Consider the following 18,596-nt stretch of genomic DNA (forward strand, 5'->3'; position numbering starts at 1 on the left):
CAATAGTGAAAAAGGCAGCCTGAAAAGTTTCAGGCTGCCTTTTTGCTGCGTTTTGCGGCGCTATACGGTTTGCGAATATTTGGTACGGGTTTCGCTGTGGCGTAGGTAGCGGTCGAAAACCATGGCGATGTTGCGGATCAGGAAGCGGCCTTTGGCGCTTACTTCGATGCGGTTGTTGCTGATTTTGAGTAGGCCGAGTTGTGCCAGCTGCTGCAGGTCGGCCAGTTCGGCGGCGAAATAGCGCGCAAAGGGGACTTCGGTTTCGGCGGCGTAGTCGGCAAAATCCAGCGCGAAGCGGCACATCAGGTCTTGGATGATGTTGCGGCGCAGAAGGTCGTCGCGATCGAGATGGTAGCCGCGCATAACGGGCAGTTGTCCGGCGTCGAGGGCGGCGTAGTATTTTTCGATGTCGCGCTCGTTTTGGCTGTAGGTATCGCCGACTTTGCCGATGGCGGAAACGCCGACGGCCACCAGATCGCAGTCGGCATAGGTGGAATAGCCTTGGAAGTTGCGCTGCAGCCGGCCTTCGCGCAGGGCAACAGCGAGCTCGTCGTCGGGCTTGGCGAAGTGGTCCATGCCGATAAACACATAGCCTTCGGCATCCAGCCGGCGCACGGCGTATTGCAGGATGTCGAGTTTTTCTTCGCTGGAGGGGACGGCATTGGTGTCGATGCGCCGCTGGGGTTTGAAAATATGCGGCAGGTGGGCGTAGTGGTAGAGCGCAAGGCGGTCGGGGGCGAGAGAGAGGACGGTATCGAAGGTGGTTTCGATGCTGGAGAGGGTTTGATGCGGCAGGCCGTAAATCAGATCGATGCTGACGGATTTGAAACCGGAATTGCGGGCGGCTTCGATGACTTCTCGCGTTTCTTCAACGGTTTGGATTCGGTTGACGGCGGCTTGGACTTTGGGATCGAAATCTTGGATGCCGACGCTCATGCGGTTGAAACCGAGCCGGCCGAGATGCCCGATGGTGGCGGCGCCGACTTTGCGCGGGTCGATTTCGATGGAGTATTCGCCGTCGTCCAAGAGCTGGAAGTGTTCGCGGATCATGGCGAACACGCGCTCGAGCTGGTCGTCGGAAAGAAAAGTGGGGGTGCCGCCGCCGAAATGCAGCTGCGCCAGCGGGTGCCGTCCGCCCAGATGGGGGGCGAGCAGCGCCATTTCTTTTTCCAGATAGTTAAGGTATTCGTCGGCGCGGGTTTTGTCTTTGGTGATGATTTTGTTGCAGCCGCAGTAGTAGCAGATGGTGTTGCAAAAGGGGATGTGCAGATAGAGCGACAGCGGTTTTTCAGGCTGCCCGGCAAGGGTGTCGCGCAGGGTGTTTTGGTATTCAGGCTGCCTGAAAGCGTCGTGGAAGCGGTCGGCGGTGGGGTAGGATGTATAGCGGGGGCCGTTGGCGGGCAGGGAGGCGATCAGGCGCCGGTCGAATTGGATGGTGTGGGTGTTCATAAGGATTATTTATTGTTGGTATAAATTTTGTTAGAATAAGCCTGTTTTTATAAAAATTCATTGACTTTTGTCAAGCAGATAACCGATGCCACACTCAATGACGAAAAAATCCATCCCCCTGACTTCGCAATGCGCAACCTGCTCGTTCTACGAATTGTGCACGCCGGTTACGCTGGAAAACGGTGAGTTCGAACTTCTGGACGCGGTTGAGCGCCAGAGCCGCCGGATTAAAAAGGGCGAATATCTGTTTCACGCCGGCGAAGAATTTTCTTCGCTGTTCGCCGTGCGTACCGGTTTTTTCAAAACCACCGTTACCCTGCAGGACGGGCGCGACCAGGTAACCGGCTTTTTTATGTCCGGCGAGATGATGGGCATGGACGGCATCGGTATGAACCGCTACAGCTGCGATGCCATCGCACTGGAAGACAGCGAAGTGTGCGAAGTGCGCTTGGAAAGTCTGGAAGAGGCCGGCCGCCGCGCGCCGAAAATCAACACCCATTTTTTCCGCCTGTTCAGCAACGAAATCGTGCGCGACCAAAGCGTGATGCTGCTGCTGGGCAATATGCGCGCCGAAGAGCGCCTGGCCGCGTTCCTGCTCAACCTTTCGCAGCGTTTGCAGCACCGCGGCTTTTCCGCCAGCGATTTTATCCTGCGTATGTCGCGCGACGAAATCGGCAGTTATTTGGGGCTGAAGCTGGAAACCGTCAGCCGCACTTTGTCGCGCTTCAACCAAAACGGCTGGATTGCCGTCGATCACAAGCACATCCGTTTATTGCAGCCTCAGGCGCTGCAGGATTTGGTGGCCAGCAGCACCAAGGAAGTGAAAGCAGGCTGAGTGCGGGCTTGGCTGCTGTTTTCAGGCTGCTTGAAATGTTAAGAGTTGTTATAATATAACAAATTCTCGTTAATTTTTGTTTGACTTTGCGGTTTTTGTGCTTTATAAACAAGGCAGATAAGCAGGCGTGAAGCCGGTTTGTCTGCCTTATTTCATTTTTGAAGGAGAGAATACGATGAAAGCAATGGTTTATCACGGCGCCAACGACATCCGTTTAGAAGAAAAACCCAAACCACAAATCATTGACCCCACCGACGCAGTAGTGAAAATCGTCAAAACCACCATCTGCGGCACCGACTTAGGGATTTGGAAAGGCAAAAACCCCGAAGTGGCCGATGGGCGCATTTTGGGGCACGAAGGCGTCGGCATCGTTGAAGAAGTTGGCTCGGCGGTGAAAAACATCAAAGTCGGCGATAAAGTCATCATCTCCTGCGTCAGCAAATGCTGCACCTGCGACTACTGCAAAACCCAGCTCTATTCCCACTGCCGCAACGGCGGCTGGATACTCGGCTATATGATCGACGGCACGCAGGCCGAATATGTGCGCACGCCCTATGCCGATAACAGCCTAATTCCGCTGCCCGCCGCCGTGGACGACGAAATCGCCCTGCTGCTGTCCGACATCCTGCCCACCGCCCACGAAATCGGCGTGCAGAGCGGAGACGTCAAACCGGGCGACACCGTCTTCATCGCCGGTGCCGGCCCCGTTGGCATGTCCGCCCTGCTGACTGCGCAGCTTTACAGCCCCGCCACGATTATCGTCTGCGATATGGACGAAAACCGCTTGAAACTGGCCAAAGAACTGGGCGCCACCCATACCATCAATCCCGCGTCGGGCGACATTTCCCGGCAGGTTTTTGCCATCGTCGGCGAAGACGGCGTCGATTGCGCGATTGAAGCGGTCGGCATTCCCGCCACTTGGGATATGTGCCAGGACATCGTCAAACCCGGCGGCCATATTGCTGTGGTCGGCGTGCACGGCAAGTCGGTCGATTTCAAACTGGAAAAACTGTGGATCAAAAACCTGGCCATCACCACCGGCCTGGTCAACAGCAACACCACCGAAATGCTGCTCAAAGCCGTGGCCACCAGCTCGGTGGACTACAGCAAAATGCTGACCCACCGCTTCAAGCTCTCCGAGCTGGAAAAAGCCTACGACGTGTTCAAACACGCTTCGGAAAACCAGGCGATGAAAGTGGTGCTGGTCAACGACTAAATTCCTGCTCTAGGTAAAACATCAGGCAGCCTGAAAAGTTTTCAGGCTGCCTGAAGCGTGTTTGCAACATTATCAAAGCGGCCGCAGCGCCATGCTTTACAGCATGGAGCGTCCTTTTTACAATGCCGCCTTTAATAAAATTAACATAGGTAAAATAATGTCCTTACGCTTCCGATTATCCGTTTTGTGCACCGCATTGGCGCTGGCCGTGGCAGCCGCGCCGCCGGCGTTTGCCGCTAAAAAAGCCCCTGCTGAAACTCCGACTGCAGCGTCTGACAGCAGCGCCGACAGCGCAAAAGAACAATTATTAAACGACATCCAGCAGAGGGCGCAGTCCGGGCCCAAAGTGATTGATTTGGGCATGCAGGGCAAGCTGAAGCTGCCCAAAGGCATGGTATTTATCGGCCGGGACGATGCCAACCTGCTGATGCAGATGGGGGGAAACAGCGAAAACCCCAACCGCTACGGTTTGGTGTTACCCGAGCAGGATGATGAGGATTGGTTGGTCGATCTGAACTACGTCGATTCGGGCTACATCAAGGACGACGATGCCAAAGACTGGGATACCGCCCATATGCTCGAAGCGCTCAAAGAAGGCAACGAAGAGCAGAACAAAGTACGCAAGGCCAAGGGCATTGCCGAAATCGAAACCCACGGCTGGATCGAGCAGCCGCACTATGATGCCGCCACACACCGCCTGATTTGGTCGATCGACGTCCATGAAAAAGGCAAAGCTGATGACAACCCCGCGGTAAACTACAACACCTACGCGCTCGGCCGCAAAGGCTACATCAATCTGACCCTGGTTACCGACAGCAAAGACATCGCCAAATACAAACCGGTGGCGCAGCAGCTTCTGGCCGACATCGAATTCAACCAGGGCGAGCGCTATGCCGACTACAACGCCGCCACCGACAAGGTCGCCGAATACGGCCTGGCCGCGCTGGTGGGCGGCGTGGCGGCGAAAAAACTCGGTCTGCTGGCGGTGATCGGCGCCTTTCTCGCCAAAGCCGGCAAATTCCTGATTATCGGCGCCGTGGCCGTCGGCGGCGCGATCAAATCCTGGCTCGGCCGCCGCCGCGGCTGATTTTCCCGCTTCAGGCAGCCTGAAAAAAGGGCAGGGCGCTGCCGTTTGGTTTCGCCACCGCTTTTTCAGGCTGCCTGAAAACTGTTTTCTCCCTTGTTACGGAGTTTTGGATGAACCCGATTTTCGAGCCGGTTTTCAAACAGCTCAACAGCGTGATTCTCGGCAAAGCGCCGGTACTCAAACAGCTCGTCGCCAGCATTCTTGCCGACGGCCACGTCTTGCTTGAAGACGTGCCCGGGGTGGGAAAAACCACGCTGGCCGGCTCTTTGGCGGCGGTACTCGGCCTGCGCTACCAGCGCGTGCAGTTCACCAACGACATGCTGCCGGCCGATCTGCTCGGCGTAAACGTGTTTATGCCTGCCGAGGGCGCGTTCAAATTCCATCCCGGGCCGGTGTTCAACCAGTTTGTGCTGGCCGACGAAATCAACCGCGCTTCGCCCAAAGTGCAGTCGGCGCTGCTCGAAGCGATGGAAGAGCGGCAGGTGTCGGTGGACGGCAAAACCTATCGTCTGCCGCAGCCGTTTCTGGTCGTCGCCACCCAAAACCCCAGCGAGCAGCTTGGCACTTTCCCGCTGCCTGAAAGCCAGCTCGACCGCTTTATGATGCGTCTGAGCATGGGTTATCCCGCCGAAGAAGCGGAAAAAGCGCTTTACCGCCAGGGCGGGCGCCGCCATGCCGCCGCGCAGCTGCAGGCGGTGACCACGCCGCAGCAGCTGGCGCAATGGCAGCAGCAGGTGCGCGGTTTGACCGTTTCCGATGCCGTAGCCGCCTATGTTTACCGGCTGGTGGCCGCCACCCGCCGCCCGGGGCTGTTCGTAACCGGTCTCAGCCCCCGTGCCGGCTTGTCGCTGCTTGCGGCTGCCAAAGCCTGGGCCTTTCTCGAAGGGCGCGACTTTGTGCTGCCGGAAGACCTTAAAGCGGTGTGGGTGCCGGTGGCCAACCACCGCCTGCAAACCCTAAACCAGCGCGACAGCGCCGACGTTCTCAACGAGATTGTCGCCCATGTCGCCGTTTGAGCCGGCCGCGTCCCTGCGTTTTGACAGCGAAGCGCTGCTGGCGCGCCGCCACATCCGCCTGCGCCCGACCCGTTTGTGTCTGACGCTGGCGGTTTTGGCTTTTGCGGTGTGGGTGGCGGCGGTCAATTACCAGGTCAATCTCGCCTATGCCGTGTGTTTTTGGATTGCCGGCTTTACCGCCGTTTCCGCGCTGATGACCCTGCGCCAGCTGCTCGGCCTGCGCATCGGCGCCGTTTACCGCGGCGAAGTGTTTGCCGGCGACACCGCCGAAGTCAGTCTCAGCATCAGCGGCGGCAAACGGCCGCGGCTGTTTTGGTTTCATGCCGAAACACGGCCGGACGAAGAAGAAGACGATACCGCCGCCGATAAGCTGTGGCAGCGCTGCGAAACCGCTGATAATGCCGATTTCAGGCTGCCCTGGCCGATTAAAGTGGTGCGCCGCGGCCCCTTTCCCGAGCCGCTGTGTTTCACCCTGGCCACCAGCGCGCCTTTCGGTTTGTTTTACGCCGAATGCCTGCTCGAATGGCAGACCGACGCGCTGGTCTATCCCGCGCCGCTGGCGCACAGCCTTGACCATGCCGGCAGCGGCAGCGATCCCGAGCAACCGCCCGATCGCGCCGGTTTGAACGGTGAAGATTTGGCCTATCTCAAGCCCCATCAAAACGGCGCTTCGCTGCAGCACGTTGCCTGGAAGCAATACGCCAAGCGCGGCGAAATGCTCGACAAAGTTTTCGACCAGGCGCCGCCGGTGCCCGTCAGCCGCACCATTTCCTACCGCGACTACCCCGCCGCCACCCAGCGCGACCGCCTGGCATCGCTGCTTGCCCACCGCGTGCTCGAAGCCGAACGCAGCGGCAGCCCCTATCTGCTCGAATTGCCCGCGCAAAGCCTGCCGCCGCAAAACGGCCAGCGCGAAAAAGCCTTAAGCGCGCTGGCGCTGATGTAGGCAGCCTGAAAGGATAGCCAGAGAAAACAGCTGTCGTTATGGCAAAAGGCAGCCTGAAAAGTTTTCAGGCTGCCTTTTTTGTTTGCGGAAATAACGGCAAGGTCTGCTTTCAGGCTGCCTTTTCCGTATTCAAAGCAGCCTGAAAGCCTTTTGCATCGGCTTTCAGGCTGCTTTGAATGAACAGCAGGCGCGTAGGTCAGATACTTGTATCCGACAAGATTGCAAATAGGCAGGCAAGCTGAAACAACGCAGATTTCCCTTCGGGGAAACATCGGATTCGAGCATTCGACCTACTCCCAAACCATCCTATCCAATCGGGTATTTTTCAGGCTGCTTTGTTCCAAGCAGCCTGAAAGCAAGCGTAAGTTGGGTGGTTAAACCCAACTTCTCCGATGCCAAAAGATATGTTGGGGCGCGACCCAAGCTACAACGCAAAGGCAGCCTGAAAACCTTTCAGGCTGCCTTTTGTTGCCGCCGGATTTGCGTATTCAGCGGCCGCAGCTGCACGAGCCGCTGTCCACCACCGTCAGCTTGCCGGTGGTCGGGTGGATGACCAGGCCGTGCACCTGCACCGAGGCGGGCATCAGCGGATGGCAGCGGATTTGTTTGACGGTGTGGCGCACGCTGTCTTCCACGTTGTCAAAACCGGTCAGCCAGGTATCCAGATGGATGCCGGCGTGGCGCAGGGTGGTAATGCGGTCTTCGGGAATGCCGGCGGCGCGCGCCTGTTCGAGAAAGTCCTGCGGGTTCATGCCGCGCATGCCGCAGTCGTGATGGGCGACGACCATAATCTCTTCAACGTGCAATTCCAGCACCGCCACCAGCAGCGAGCGCATCACCGAACCCCACGGGTGGCTGACCACCGCGCCGGCGTTTTTAATCAGCTTGGCATCGCCGTTTTTCAGACCGAGCGCGGCCGGCAGCAGCTTGATCATGCGGGTGTCCATGCACGAAAGAATCGCCAGCCGGCGGTCGGGAAATTTATCGGTAAAAAATTCGGCGTAGGCGCCGGACTCCACAAATTCTTCGTTGTGGGCGAGGATTTGTTCCAGTTGCGACATCTGTGTGTTTCCTTGAAGTTTGTGCGGCCGCGATTATAGCGAAACGGCAGCCCTTGCGCCGCCCGAAAATACCCCGCGCGGCAAACGTTAAAGCAGCCTGAAAAGCCGGCGGGCGTTTTCAGGCTGCCTGGGGGCGGGGCGCGCTTACTGGCTCAGCACGTCCACGCCTTTGGGCGGGGTGAATTTGAAATGGCCGCGTGAGAGGCTGGGCTTGGTGTTGATGCCGCCAAAGCGGATGGTGGTTTGGTTGCCGAAGCTGTCTTTCAGCTCCATCGCGCTCAAAACGTCGCCCTTAAAGCCGATGCGGATAAACTGGTAGCCGGCGTTGTTGCGCTTGGGCGTGGCCAGCACATAGTCGATGCCGTTGCTGCTGCCGTCTTCCTTGAGCGTGTAGCTGCTCTCGAGCGCGTCTTTGTTCGACAAAATCGCCGCCGGGCTGTCGCCAATGGTCTGGTCCTGGCCGGACTTGGTTACCTGCTTCAATTCGGTGTCGTAGAGCCAGATGGTTTTGCCGTCGCCCACGATTACCTGCTCGTAAGGCTTGCTGTAGGTCCATTTGAACAGGCCGGGGCGCAGGATTTGGAAGCTGCCCGAGCTGCTTTGCGTTTTCTTTTTCGATTTGACGGTTTGGCTGAAGCTGCCGCTGATGCCGTCGGTATCTGCATTGAATTTCTTCAGCGCGTCCACCGCACCGGCCTGGGCGGCGGCAGAAGCGGCCAGCACGGCGGCGGCCAGAACGGTTTTCCAGATGGGTTTCATAGCGTCTCTCCGGTTGCGGAACAAACGGCCGGCGCCTGCCGGCCACAAACGGCGCGCATCTTAACATTTCAGGCAGCCTGAAACACGCCGCCGCGCTGTGTAAAGGCCGGATGCTGCGGCAATTTGCTGTTTTTCCGCTGAAAAAGCGCGGATTTTTAACTAAAATTTAAACCCCAAAGGCAGCCTGAAAACGCATTCGGCGGCCGTTTGCAGCCGTTCAAACCGGTTTCAGGCTGCCGCTGCTTGGGGTATATTGCCCGTTTTTCAGCCATCGGGAAAACGGATATGCAAGAAACAGGCAGCCTGAAAATCGTTTACAGCGTTAGCGAGCGCGAGCGTGCGCGCCTGACCCGGCGCATGTGCGCCTATATACCCAAGCGCGACAAACGCCGCCGGCTTGCCGTTTCCCTGCTGGTGACAGCGCTGCTGCTGGTGCTGTATTACGGTTTTTTCCACAACTGGCAGGCGGCTTTGGACTATCTGGGGAGCGTTGGAGAAGACGTTTGCGAAGCGCTGTGCGACGAAAGCGGGCAGACCGCAGAAGATTGGGACGGCCTGATCAGCGGCGCCGCGGCTGCCCGCAGCCATGTGGCCGGCCTGATGTATTGGATGGCGGCGCTGGTGCTGTTTGTCTCTTTCTATATGAACTGGAGCTGGCGCAAGCATATCGCATCGCTGTTTGATTCGCTTGAGGGCAAACAGTTTTCGCTGGAAATCGGCGCCGACGGCCTGCTGCATACCGTCGGCAGCGATGTGCGGCTGTTTTACCGCTGGCCGGCGGTGCTGCGGATTATCCGCGACAATGAATGCCTGCTGTTTTATATCAGCCGCCACACCCCCTATTTCGTTCCTGCCGAATGCTTTGCCGATGCCGCAGCGGCCGATGCTTTTTACCGGCAGGCGCAGGCGTTTAAGGACGCGGCCGAAGCGCCCGCGCAGCCTGAAAACGCTTAAATTTCCATATACAAAGCAGCCTGAAAACCGCTTGCAGGGTTTTCAGGCTGCTTTTTGGCTTTCAGGCTACCTTTGATTGTTTAAGCGATCTCCAGCGGGGCAAAGGATTTGACGGTGTCGTCCACCGCTTTGACGCGCACGAGAAAGTCTTCCAACAGGCGCAGCGGCAGGGCGCTGGGGCCGTCGCAGCGGGCTTGGTCGGGGTTTTCGTGGCTTTCGAGAAACAGGCCGGCCAGGCCGGTGGCGGTGCCGGCCAGTGCGAGTTCGAGCGCCTGGGTGCGGCGGCCGCCGGATGCGGCGCTGCCGGCATCACGCTGCTGCAGGGCGTGGGTCACGTCGAAAATCAGCGGCGTGCCGGGGCAGCTGCGTTTCATCACGCCAAAGCCGAGCATATCGACCACCAGATTGTCGTAGCCGAACTGGCTGCCGCGCTCGCACAGCATCACTTGGCCGTTGCCCGCTTCTTTGAATTTTTCAACGATATTGCCCATCTGCTGCGGGCTGAGAAACTGCGGTTTTTTTACGTTGATCACGCGGCCGGTGGCGGCCATTGCCCGCACCAGGTCGGTTTGGCGGGCGAGAAAGGCGGGCAGCTGCAGCACGTCGCACACTTCGGCCACGGGCGCGCATTGGTGGGGTTCGTGCACGTCGGTCAGCACCGGCACGCCGAACTCGCGTTTGACGGCGGCAAAAATCTTCATGCCTTCGTCAAGGCCGACGCCGCGGTAGGAATGCACGGATGAGCGGTTGGCTTTGTCAAAAGAGGCTTTGAAAACGAAAGGGATGCCGAGTTTTTCGGTAACGCGCACATAGTGATCGCAGGCGCGCAGGGTGGAATCAAGGTCTTCGAGCACGTTGATGCCGCCAAACAGGGTGATGGGGCGCTCGTTGGCAACGGTGATGGAGTCGATGGAAATCATGACGGGTCTTTCTGAGTAAAAGGCAAAAATAAGGCAGCCTGAAAGCCGGAAAAACGCTTTTCAGGCTGCCTGACGGTCGATTTTACGGATTTGGCGGCGGATGTGCACGCTGCCGGGCAGGCGGCCGACCGGCCAGCGCAAAATGGCAACGCCGGCGGCTGCGGTGGCGCGGTTTTTGCGGTGGTCGGCTTCCTGGCGCTCGGGCAGCTCGTGGCTGGCGTCGTCGATTTCGATAGCGGCCAGCGGCGTGCCGTCGGTGCGGCAGATCACGAAATCGTAGCTCAGACGGCTGATAAAGTTGAACCAGTAATAGGTTTCTTTGTTTTTCGGCACTTCGAGCACGCGCGAGACCTGAACCTGCGGGAAAACCATATAGTCGGGCAGGGCATCGAGCAGCAGGGCGTAGGCGTCCATCTCGCTGTCGGTCATCAGCGGCCGGCGGCTGTAGGGCAGTTTTCCATTGCCTTCGAAAGGATTGCGCTTGCGCCGCCGCCAAAACCACCACAAAAGCGCCGCGCAAACGGCGGCGATCACATAGGCGAAAATCATCGGCGGCTCCGGCGGCTTTCAGACTGCCTGCAAGGCGGGGCGGGGTTTAGGGGCATGGCGCGTCCTGCTGGCTGTCGGCAGCGTCGCCGTGGTAATACTCGGCGGCGCCGCTGTGGAAAAAACTTTCCAAAATCGCCTGCGCGGCCACCTGGTCGAGCACGGCTTTGCGTTTTTTGCCGAATACCTGCGCCTGCGAGAGCAGCGCTTCGGCATGCAGCGACGAGAGCCGCTCGTCCGCCCAATACACCGGCAGGGCGAAGCGGCGGTGTAGGCGGCGGCCGAATTTGCGTGCCAGTTCGGTCATGCGGTGTTCACCGCCGTCGGTGTAAACCGGCAGGCCGACCAGAAGGCAGACCGGCTGCCATTCGGCCACCAGTTTGGCGATGGCGGCGAATTTTTCTTCATTGCTGCGGCCGCTGACAGTGGCCAGCGGATGGGCGATGGCCAAAGCGCACTCGCCCTGCGCCACGCCGATGCGGCTTTCGCCGAAATCAAAGGCCAGGCAGCAGCCTTGCGCGGGCGCCTTATGCATGGCCGACGGCTCCGCTGAGCATTTCGCTGCGGATGCCGAGTTTGGAGAGCGCGGCGTCGTAGCGTTTGTGGGCGGGGAGTTTGAACAGGATGTCTTCGTCGGCAGCCACGGTGAGCCAGGAGTTTTTTGCCAGCTCGCGCTCAAGCTGGCCGCCCGTCCACAAGGAGCAGCCGATGGTCAGCAGCACGTCTTGGACGGCGTCGCCGTCCATATTTTCGATGATGTCGCGCGAGGTGGTCAGCGCCAGATGATCGTTTACTTTCAGGCTGCTTTGCCAATGACCGGCCGGTGTGTGCAGCACGAAGCCGCGCTCGGTCTGTACCGGCCCGCCGACCATCACGTATTCGCTGCGAAAACGCGGCGGCGTGGCTTTGCCGGTGGCGGCGAACACGACTTCCATATTGATGGGCGAGGGCTTGTTCACAATCACGCCGGTGGCGCCTTCGCTGTTGTGCTCGCAAAGATAGACCAGGCTGCCTTCGAACATCGGGTCGTCGAGCGAGGGCATGGCGATCAGAAAATGGTTGCTCAGATTCATATCGTGTCGTGTGTTTCAAACGTTTGGCCGCGATAATGGGGCTGGCGGCGCGCTTTTGCAAGCGTCGGATGTCAAACGGCGGCCGTACCGCGCCGCGCTTTGGCAGTAAAACTCTATCCGCAAAAGCAGCCTGAAACGGCATTTCTGCACGGATTAGCAGATTTATGTATAATACCGGACAGCAAATTCGTATGTTCTGATTGTTATCCATATAGGAGTATCCAACCATGGCAAATGTTAAAGCAAACCGTCTGGCCAATTTCGAACTGCTGATTAAAGAAGCCGGCAGCATTATCGAGCTGTCGCGCCGCGCCGGTTACAACAAACCGGCCTATCTTTATCAGGTTCACGCCCAGCGCGAAAAGGCCAACGGCACCACCATGCAGATCGGCAAACGCGTGGCGCAGCGCTTGGAAGAAGCCATGGGCAAACCCGCCGGCTGGATGGATCAGGACCACAGCGCCGCTGCCGGCGGCCGCCGCAAAACGCGCGCGGCCAAACCGGCAGCCGTTGCAGTAGAAGCCGGTGCCGCCGCTTCGCTGGGCGTGGAAACCGTTACCCTGGCCTTTACCGGCGCTTCGGGCATGCCCTACGGCATCCGCCTGCTCGAATGCCTGCTGCAGGCCGGCAAAACCGTGTATCTGGTGTATTCGCAGGCTGCGCAGATGGTGGCGCAGCAGGAAATGGACTTTGATCTGCCTTCATCGCCGGCGGAAGCGCAAAAACTGCTGTGCAAGCACTTTAACGTTGCGCCGGAGCAGCTGCAGGTATTCGGCAAATACGAGTGGTTCGCCCCGATTGCTTCGGGCAACAGCGTGGCCGATGCGATGGTGGTCTGCCCCGCCAGCATGGGTACCGTTGCCGCCATCGCCTGCGGCACCGCCGACACCCTGCTCGAGCGTGCCGCCGATGTCTGCATCAAAGAAAAACGCCCGCTGGTGTTGGTGCCGCGCGAAGCGCCGTTTTCCGCGCTGCATCTGGAAAACCTGCTGAAACTCGCCAATTACGGCTGCACCGTGCTGCCGCCGTCTCCCGGCTTCTACACCAAACCGCAAAGCGTGGAAGACATGGTGGATTTCGTGGTCGGCCGCATTCTCGACCAACTGCTGATTCCCCACAATCTCACGCCCAAATGGGGCGCATAAAGCCCGTTTTTCCGGAATAAGGCAGCCTGAAAGCGGTTTTCCCGTTTTCAGGCTGCCTTTGCCCTTGCCTTTTTTATTTTCCTGATATGAGCTGCAAACTGATTCTGGCACCGATGCAGGGGCTGTGCGACCCCGTAATGCGCGATTTGCTGACCCGCATCGGCGGCTACGACGAATGCGTGAGCGAATTCGTGCGCATCACCCACACCGTCCATTCCCGCCCCACCTGGCTTAGGCACGTTCCCGAAATCGCCAGCGGCAACCGCACCGCCGCCGGCACGCCCTGCACCGTGCAGATACTGGGCAGCGACGAAAACATGATGGCCGCCAACGCGCTGGAAGCCGTGCGCTTCGGCGCCGAGCGCATCGACGTCAATTTCGGCTGCCCCGCCCCCACCGTCAATAAGCACCAGGGCGGCGCCGTGCTGCTGAAAACGCCGCAGCAGGTGCACCGCATCGTCCGCACCCTGCGTGAGCGGCTGCCGGCGCACGTCGTGCTCAGCGCCAAAATGCGACTGGGCTACGACGACACTGCGCTGGCGCTGGAAAACGCCCAGGCCGTAGCCGAAGGCGGCGCCGCGCTGCTGACCGTCCACGCCCGCACCAAAGCGCAGGGTTACAACCCGCCCGCCGACTGGTCGTGGCTCAAACGCATCCGCGAGCACATCGCCATCCCCGTGGCCGCCAACGGCGACGTTTTCACCCTTGCCGACTATCTGGCCATCCGCGAGCAAAGCGGTTGCGACATCGTTATGCTCGGCCGCGGTGCCGTCATCCGTCCCGATCTGGCGCGCCAAATAAAACGCCACGAAACTGGCGAACCTGTCGGTGAAGCCGGTTTCGACAGCGAAATCCGCGGCTGGATCCGTCAGTTTTTCGCCCTGTGCGAAGCCAAAGAAGGCGAAGGCCGCTACGCTTCGGCGCGCTTAAAACAATGGCTGGGCATGATGCGCCAGGCCTATCCCGAAGCGGAAGCGCTGTTTGCCATCGTGCGCCCGCTGAAAACCCATGCCGAAGTGCGCGCCGCCATTGCAGCCTGAAAACGGTGCAGCCCGTTTTCAGGCTGCCAAGTTTTCAGGCTGCCAAAGTTTTCAGGCTGCCTGAACAGGCGGTCTGTTTGATTGAAGGAAAGTTATGTCCCGTCCCTGCGTTTTGATTATCGGTGGCAGCGGTTTTATCGGCCGCCGCCTGGCTGCCGATCTGGCGGCCGAAAAGTGGCGCGTGATTATCGTCAGCCGCAGCCCGAACCGTGCGCGGCAGGCGGCGGGCGGGCAGTTTGAATATGTGTCGTCGCTCCGCCATCTGTACGACAGCATCCGTCCTGAGTTGGTGATCAATCTGGCCGGGGCTTCGGTGGGTGAAGGACGCTGGACGCCAGAGCGCAAGCGGGAGCTGCTTGAGAGCCGCCTGCAGCCGACGCAGGCGCTGGCCGATTGGCTGCAACGTTGCCCGCAGCCGCCCAAGCTGGTGATTCAGGCTTCGGCGGTCGGTTATTACGGCAACGGCTCGGCGGCGGGCTGGCCGCCGTGCGATGAAAACGCGCCGCCGCAGGATGTTTTCGTTTCCGATTTGTGCCGGCAGTGGGAAGCGCTGTCGCAGCGGATGCACGAAACCAGCGGCGTGCCGGTGGCGGTTTGCCGTTTCGGCGTGGTGCTGGGGCAGGGCGGCGGCATTTTGCCGCAGCTGTTAAAACCGGTGTCTTTCTGCGTCGGCCGCATCGGCAGCGGCCGCCAGCCGCTGCCGTGGATTCATTTGGACGACCTTTCTTTAGCGCTGCGTTTTCTGGCGGCGCAGAACTTAGCGGGCTGGCAGGCGTTTAACCTGACCGTGCCGGCGGCCACTACCCAGCTGGATTTTGCCCGCGCCGCAGCGAAAATCCTGCACCGCCCGCTGCTGTTTGCCGTGCCGCAAACCCTGATGCGGCTGGCTTTGGGCGAGCAGGCCGATTTGGTGCTCGACGGGCAGTTTGCCGAACCGCAGGCGCTGCGGCGGCTGGGTTTTGCCTTTCGTTTTGCCGATATTCAGGCCGCTTTGGCGGATTTGCTGCGCCGGCCTGCGCGCTGACCCAGGCAGCCTGAAAACGGAACAAAGCTTTTCAGGCTGCTTTGGTGTTTTTCAGGCTGCCCGCACTCCAGCGCGCCGGCGAAATCGGGTAAAATGCCGCTCGTTTTTTTCCTTCACTTTTTTGAAAGACAGCCATGAACGCTTCCCTGAGCTACCGCGACGCCGGTGTGGACATCGACGCCGGCGACCGTCTGGTCGAAAACATCAAACCCTTTGCCAAACGCACGCTGCGCCCCGAAGTGCTCGGCGGCCTGGGCGGCTTCGGCGCGCTGGTGGAAATCGGCAAAAACTACCGCAATCCGGTGCTGGTGTCCGGCACCGACGGCGTCGGCACCAAGCTCAAACTCGCTTTCGACTGGGATTTGCACGATACCGTCGGCATCGATCTGGTGGCGATGAGCGTAAACGATATTCTGGTGCAGGGCGCCGAGCCGCTGTTTTTCCTGGATTATTTCGCCTGCGGCAAATTGGATGTCGATCGCGCCACCGCCGTCATCAAAGGTATCGCGCAAGGCTGCGAACAATCCGGCTGCGCCCTGATCGGCGGCGAAACCGCGGAAATGCCGGGTATGTATCCCGAAGGCGAGTATGATTTGGCAGGCTTTGCCGTCGGCGTGGTGGAAAAAGAGCGCATCATCAGCGGCCAAAACATCCGTGCGGGCGACGTGCTGCTCGGGTTGGCTTCCAACGGCGCCCATTCCAACGGCTACTCGCTGATCCGCAAAATCATCGACCGCGCCCAGCCTGATCTGGATACCGAGTTTGACGGTGGCAAAACCCTGCGCCAAACCGTTATCGCGCCCACCCGCCTGTATGCTAAACCGCTGCTGGCGGCGATGAAGGAATTTGAAATCAAGGGAATGGCGCACATTACCGGCGGCGGCATCAGCGAAAACCTGCCGCGCGTGCTGCCGCAAAACTGCACCGCCCATGTCGATGCCAAATCGTGGGAAATGCCCAAGCTCTTCCAATGGCTGCAGAAAGAAGGCAATATCGCCGCCGCCGAAATGTACCGCACCTTCAACTGCGGCATCGGCATGATTGTCGTCGTCGCCCCCGAAGCGGCCGATGCGCTCGCGGCCTTCCTGAGCGATCAGGGCGAAACCGTGTACCGCCTGGGCGAAATCCGCGAGCGACAGGGCGACGAGCATCAAACCCAAATCGCGTAAAAGCAGCCTGAAAGCGCAAAGCAAAGCGGCACCGCGGCAGATGGCAGCAGTGTCCTTTGTTTTGCTTTGCGGATAGGTGGGAAATAAAAAAGCAGCCTGAAAACGGGAAAACCGTTTTCAGGCTGCTTTATTGCGGCGGAAGGTTTATTTCTTTTCTTCCTGTTCGTCTTGGGTAACAAAGCCGATTTTGCTCAGCTTGGCTTCGCGGGCGGCATCGAGCACCTGCAGAACGTTGTCGTAAGCAACGCTTTTATCGGCGGAGATGCCGACGACGACATCGGGATCGGCCTTGGCCAGCTCGGCAAGCTTGGTTTTGACGGTATCCAAATCAACGCGGTTGGCCGAATCGGCACCGACATAATAGCCGCCGTCTTTATCGACGCTGATAATCACCGGCTTGGTGTCCTGCTTGGGCTTTTCTTCCTTGGCGCGCGAGGTAGTGGGCAGCTCGAGCGGGATGGAGTGCGTCAGCACCGGCATGGTGATCATAAACACAATCAGCAGCACCAACATTACGTCAACCAGCGGCGTAACGTTGATTTCCGCCATCGGCGCGCCTTCGTCGCCGTCGCTCATATTGAAAGCCATAGCCTTACTCCTTGCCGGGTTGGTTGATCAGCTGCACATGCAAATCGTGGCCGAAGTTGTGCAGTTCGCGGGAGAGTTTTTTGTTGCTGCGGGTAAAGGCATTGAAAGCGAGTACGGCGGGAATAGCGGCAAACAGGCCGATGGCGGTGGAAACCAGCGCTTCGCCGATGGGGCCGGCCACGGCGGCAATGCTCATCTGGCCGCTTTCGCCGATGTTGATCAGGGCGTGGTAGATGCCCCATACGGTACCCAGCAGGCCGACGAAGGGGGCGGTGGCGCCGATGGAGGCCAACGCGGTCATGCCGTTGTCGTAGCGGCCCATAATCTGGGTGGTGCTGTGGCGGATTTCACGTTCGAGAAACTCGTTTTTCGGCAGGCTGGCCGAGAGCATGGTGTTTTGCGCGGCATTGAAGCTGCGGTTGGCGTCGATGGCGGCCAGGGTCAGCTCGCTGACCGGTGCGGGGTTTTTCTTGGCCTGGGATTCGGCGCTGGCAATGCTGTCGGACGACCAAATGGCTTCGGAAGCGGTACGGTTGGCGCTTTTGGTGCTGATGCGTTTGATGACCTGCATCAGGATGACCACCCAGGAGATGATGCTCATCGCGATCATAATCACGAATACGCCGATCAGTACCGGATCGCCGCTTTGGAAAACGAGTGCTAAATTCATAATGTTTGCCTTCTATTGGTAGAGTTGAAAAGGGTTCGTAAAACGCGGCTTCAGCTGATTCTGAAGTCGAAGGAGGTTTTGAACTTGGTGCGTACCGGAGAGCCGTCCACCTGTTTGGGGGCGTAGCGGGCTTTTTTTGCTGCGTTCAGCGCGGCGTTGTCCAAGCGTTTGTGACCGCTGCTTTTGGTTACTCTGGCTGAAGAAACGCTGCCGTTGGCTTCAACGATCACTTCCAGCTTGACCGTGCCTTCTTCGCCTTCGTCTTGCGACATCGGCGGATAAGGCGGATTGGGCAGGCCGATATAGCCGCCATCGACAATGCTGCCACCGCCTGCGCGACCGCTTTGTTTGTCGCCGTCGCCTTTAGCGCCTTTGCCGCCGCCGCCAACCTGGCCGCCGGTGCCGTTACCCGGGACTTTGCTGTTCGGGTCGGTTCCGCCGCCGCCGCCGGGAACGCCGTTGGCCGAGCGGTGGGGGCCGGCTGCGCCGCCGGTGCTTTGCGAAGTGCTGTTGGCGTTGCTGCCGGTGGAGTTGGCCGCAGTATTCTGGCTGGGCTTGGGCTGCTCGGCCGGTTTGGGCTGCGGTTTGGGCTCAGGCTTGGGCTCAGGCTTGGGTTCGGGTTTCGGCTCGGGTTTGGGTTCCGGCTTCGGCTCGGGCTTGGGCTCGGGTTTTTTCGGTGGCTCTTTCCGTTTTTCAGGCTGCCTTAAGTCCGCTTTGGCGTTGTCCTTTTCCACGGCCTTGATTTTCGGCTTTTCGACCGGCTTGGGTTCGGGCTTGGGTTTGGGCGGCTCGGGCTTGGGTTCTTCGGGCGGAGGTGGGGGAGGGGGCGGCGGTTCGCCGGCATCCAAAGGCGCAGGCGCGCCTTCCGCTGCCGGTTTGTCGTCGCCGTCGGGCGTGCCCAGATCGACAAAGGTCATGTTGTCGACGGTTACCGGTTCGGGTTCTTGGTGCAAAAAGTACAGGCCAAAAAAAAGCGCTACGTGAACCGACGTAACCACGACAAAAACGACAATGGCCGTGCCGTATTCCGGCTCGGGCTGAGAGTATCTTTTGAGCTTCATGGTAACCATACTAATAGAAACCATTCCTGTTTGCAAT

General features: G+C 59.3%; 20 protein-coding genes. 10 read left to right on the forward strand and 10 right to left on the reverse strand.

Going from position 1 to position 18,596, the window contains the following annotated elements; translation table 11 throughout:
* Nucleotides 1-60: 60 nt before the first annotated feature.
* Entirely contained in the window at nt 61-1,449 is a 1,389-nt protein-coding gene (gene hemN / locus OP500_RS03970; RefSeq protein ID WP_274070236.1) for an oxygen-independent coproporphyrinogen III oxidase, read from the reverse strand.
* Between the two features lie 97 nt (nt 1,450-1,546).
* On the opposite strand from hemN, the gene fnr reads away from it, so the two are divergent.
* From fnr to OP500_RS03995, 5 genes are all read left to right on the forward strand, one after another.
* A complete protein-coding gene (fnr, locus tag OP500_RS03975) occupies nt 1,547-2,284 on the forward strand; it encodes a fumarate/nitrate reduction transcriptional regulator Fnr (RefSeq protein WP_274070237.1) in 738 nt (245 codons plus the stop codon).
* Between the two features lie 175 nt (nt 2,285-2,459).
* Nucleotides 2,460-3,500 carry a zinc-dependent alcohol dehydrogenase family protein gene (locus tag OP500_RS03980; RefSeq protein WP_274070238.1) on the forward strand — a complete coding sequence of 347 codons (1,041 nt, stop codon included), beginning with the start codon at nt 2,460-2,462 and terminating at the stop codon, nt 3,498-3,500.
* A 157-nt stretch (nt 3,501-3,657) separates the two neighbouring features.
* Nucleotides 3,658-4,587 carry a DUF2167 domain-containing protein gene (locus OP500_RS03985; RefSeq protein WP_274070239.1) on the forward strand — a complete coding sequence of 310 codons (930 nt, stop codon included), beginning with the start codon at nt 3,658-3,660 and terminating at the stop codon, nt 4,585-4,587.
* 110 nt (nt 4,588-4,697) lie between these two features.
* The gene (locus tag OP500_RS03990) at nt 4,698-5,603 is read left to right on the forward strand and encodes an AAA family ATPase (RefSeq protein ID WP_274070240.1); all 906 of its coding nucleotides are present in this window, start codon (nt 4,698-4,700) and stop codon (nt 5,601-5,603) included.
* Nucleotides 5,590-6,549, forward strand: coding sequence for a DUF58 domain-containing protein (locus OP500_RS03995; RefSeq protein ID WP_238747790.1), 960 nt, complete (start codon nt 5,590-5,592; stop codon nt 6,547-6,549). The genes OP500_RS03990 and OP500_RS03995 overlap by 14 nt, the downstream gene beginning before the upstream one ends.
* 488 nt (nt 6,550-7,037) lie before the next feature.
* Here OP500_RS03995 and OP500_RS04000 read toward each other — a convergent pair whose 3' ends face one another.
* Nucleotides 7,038-7,610, reverse strand: coding sequence for a beta-class carbonic anhydrase (locus OP500_RS04000; RefSeq protein WP_238747792.1), 573 nt, complete (start codon nt 7,608-7,610; stop codon nt 7,038-7,040).
* A gap of 144 nt (nt 7,611-7,754) precedes the next feature.
* Nucleotides 7,755-8,369, reverse strand: a complete 615-nt coding sequence (gene lolA, locus OP500_RS04005; protein ID WP_274070241.1) for an outer membrane lipoprotein chaperone LolA — start codon at nt 8,367-8,369, stop codon at nt 7,755-7,757.
* Nucleotides 8,370-8,654: 285 nt separating this feature from the next.
* Here lolA and OP500_RS04010 point away from each other — a divergent pair, with 285 nt between their 5' ends.
* Nucleotides 8,655-9,323, forward strand: a complete 669-nt coding sequence (locus tag OP500_RS04010) for a YcxB family protein (RefSeq protein WP_274070242.1) — start codon at nt 8,655-8,657, stop codon at nt 9,321-9,323.
* A gap of 80 nt (nt 9,324-9,403) precedes the next feature.
* Here OP500_RS04010 and kdsA read toward each other — a convergent pair whose 3' ends face one another.
* The 4 genes from kdsA to OP500_RS04030 are packed head-to-tail and all read right to left on the reverse strand — an operon-like array spanning nt 9,404 to nt 11,862.
* Nucleotides 9,404-10,243 carry a 3-deoxy-8-phosphooctulonate synthase gene (gene kdsA / locus OP500_RS04015; RefSeq protein ID WP_274070243.1) on the reverse strand — a complete coding sequence of 280 codons (840 nt, stop codon included), beginning with the start codon at nt 10,241-10,243 and terminating at the stop codon, nt 9,404-9,406.
* A 60-nt stretch (nt 10,244-10,303) separates the two neighbouring features.
* A complete protein-coding gene (locus OP500_RS04020; protein WP_238747801.1) occupies nt 10,304-10,792 on the reverse strand; it encodes a DUF2726 domain-containing protein in 489 nt (162 codons plus the stop codon).
* A gap of 46 nt (nt 10,793-10,838) precedes the next feature.
* The gene (gene ruvX / locus OP500_RS04025) at nt 10,839-11,324 is read right to left on the reverse strand and encodes a Holliday junction resolvase RuvX (protein ID WP_274070244.1); all 486 of its coding nucleotides are present in this window, start codon (nt 11,322-11,324) and stop codon (nt 10,839-10,841) included.
* Nucleotides 11,317-11,862, reverse strand: a complete 546-nt coding sequence (locus tag OP500_RS04030; protein ID WP_238747805.1) for a YqgE/AlgH family protein — start codon at nt 11,860-11,862, stop codon at nt 11,317-11,319. Before OP500_RS04030 ends, ruvX begins: the two co-directional genes overlap by 8 nt.
* Before the next feature lie 227 nt (nt 11,863-12,089).
* Between OP500_RS04030 and OP500_RS04035 the strand changes: the two genes are divergently transcribed.
* The 4 genes from OP500_RS04035 to purM all read left to right on the forward strand — a co-directional run bounded on the left by OP500_RS04035 (nt 12,090) and on the right by purM (nt 16,240).
* A complete protein-coding gene (locus tag OP500_RS04035; protein WP_328516370.1) occupies nt 12,090-13,007 on the forward strand; it encodes a flavin prenyltransferase UbiX in 918 nt (305 codons plus the stop codon).
* A gap of 86 nt (nt 13,008-13,093) precedes the next feature.
* Nucleotides 13,094-14,047 (forward strand): tRNA dihydrouridine synthase, encoded by a 954-nt coding sequence (locus tag OP500_RS04040; RefSeq protein WP_238747807.1) that lies wholly within the window; start codon nt 13,094-13,096, stop codon nt 14,045-14,047.
* A gap of 94 nt (nt 14,048-14,141) precedes the next feature.
* On the forward strand, nt 14,142-15,071 hold the full coding sequence (locus OP500_RS04045) for a TIGR01777 family oxidoreductase (RefSeq protein WP_274070245.1): 930 nt from the start codon (nt 14,142-14,144) through the stop codon (nt 15,069-15,071).
* 134 nt (nt 15,072-15,205) lie between these two features.
* Nucleotides 15,206-16,240 (forward strand): phosphoribosylformylglycinamidine cyclo-ligase, encoded by a 1,035-nt coding sequence (gene purM / locus OP500_RS04050; protein ID WP_274070246.1) that lies wholly within the window; start codon nt 15,206-15,208, stop codon nt 16,238-16,240.
* A 144-nt stretch (nt 16,241-16,384) separates the two neighbouring features.
* On the opposite strand, the gene OP500_RS04055 is transcribed toward purM, so the two are convergent.
* The 3 genes from OP500_RS04055 to OP500_RS04065 are packed head-to-tail and all read right to left on the reverse strand — an operon-like array spanning nt 16,385 to nt 18,451.
* Nucleotides 16,385-16,828: an ExbD/TolR family protein gene (locus tag OP500_RS04055; protein WP_238747813.1), complete on the reverse strand. Its 444-nt coding sequence runs from the start codon at nt 16,826-16,828 to the stop codon at nt 16,385-16,387.
* Nucleotides 16,829-16,832: 4 nt separating this feature from the next.
* A complete protein-coding gene (locus OP500_RS04060; protein ID WP_274070247.1) occupies nt 16,833-17,498 on the reverse strand; it encodes a MotA/TolQ/ExbB proton channel family protein in 666 nt (221 codons plus the stop codon).
* Between the two features lie 50 nt (nt 17,499-17,548).
* The gene (locus OP500_RS04065; protein ID WP_274070248.1) at nt 17,549-18,451 is read right to left on the reverse strand and encodes an energy transducer TonB; all 903 of its coding nucleotides are present in this window, start codon (nt 18,449-18,451) and stop codon (nt 17,549-17,551) included.
* Between the last annotated feature and the right edge of the window lie 145 nt (nt 18,452-18,596).

This window comes from Kingella sp. SNUBH-2017, from assembly GCF_028680565.1.
Taxonomy (GTDB): Bacteria; Pseudomonadota; Gammaproteobacteria; order Burkholderiales; family Neisseriaceae; genus Kingella_D; species Kingella_D pumchi.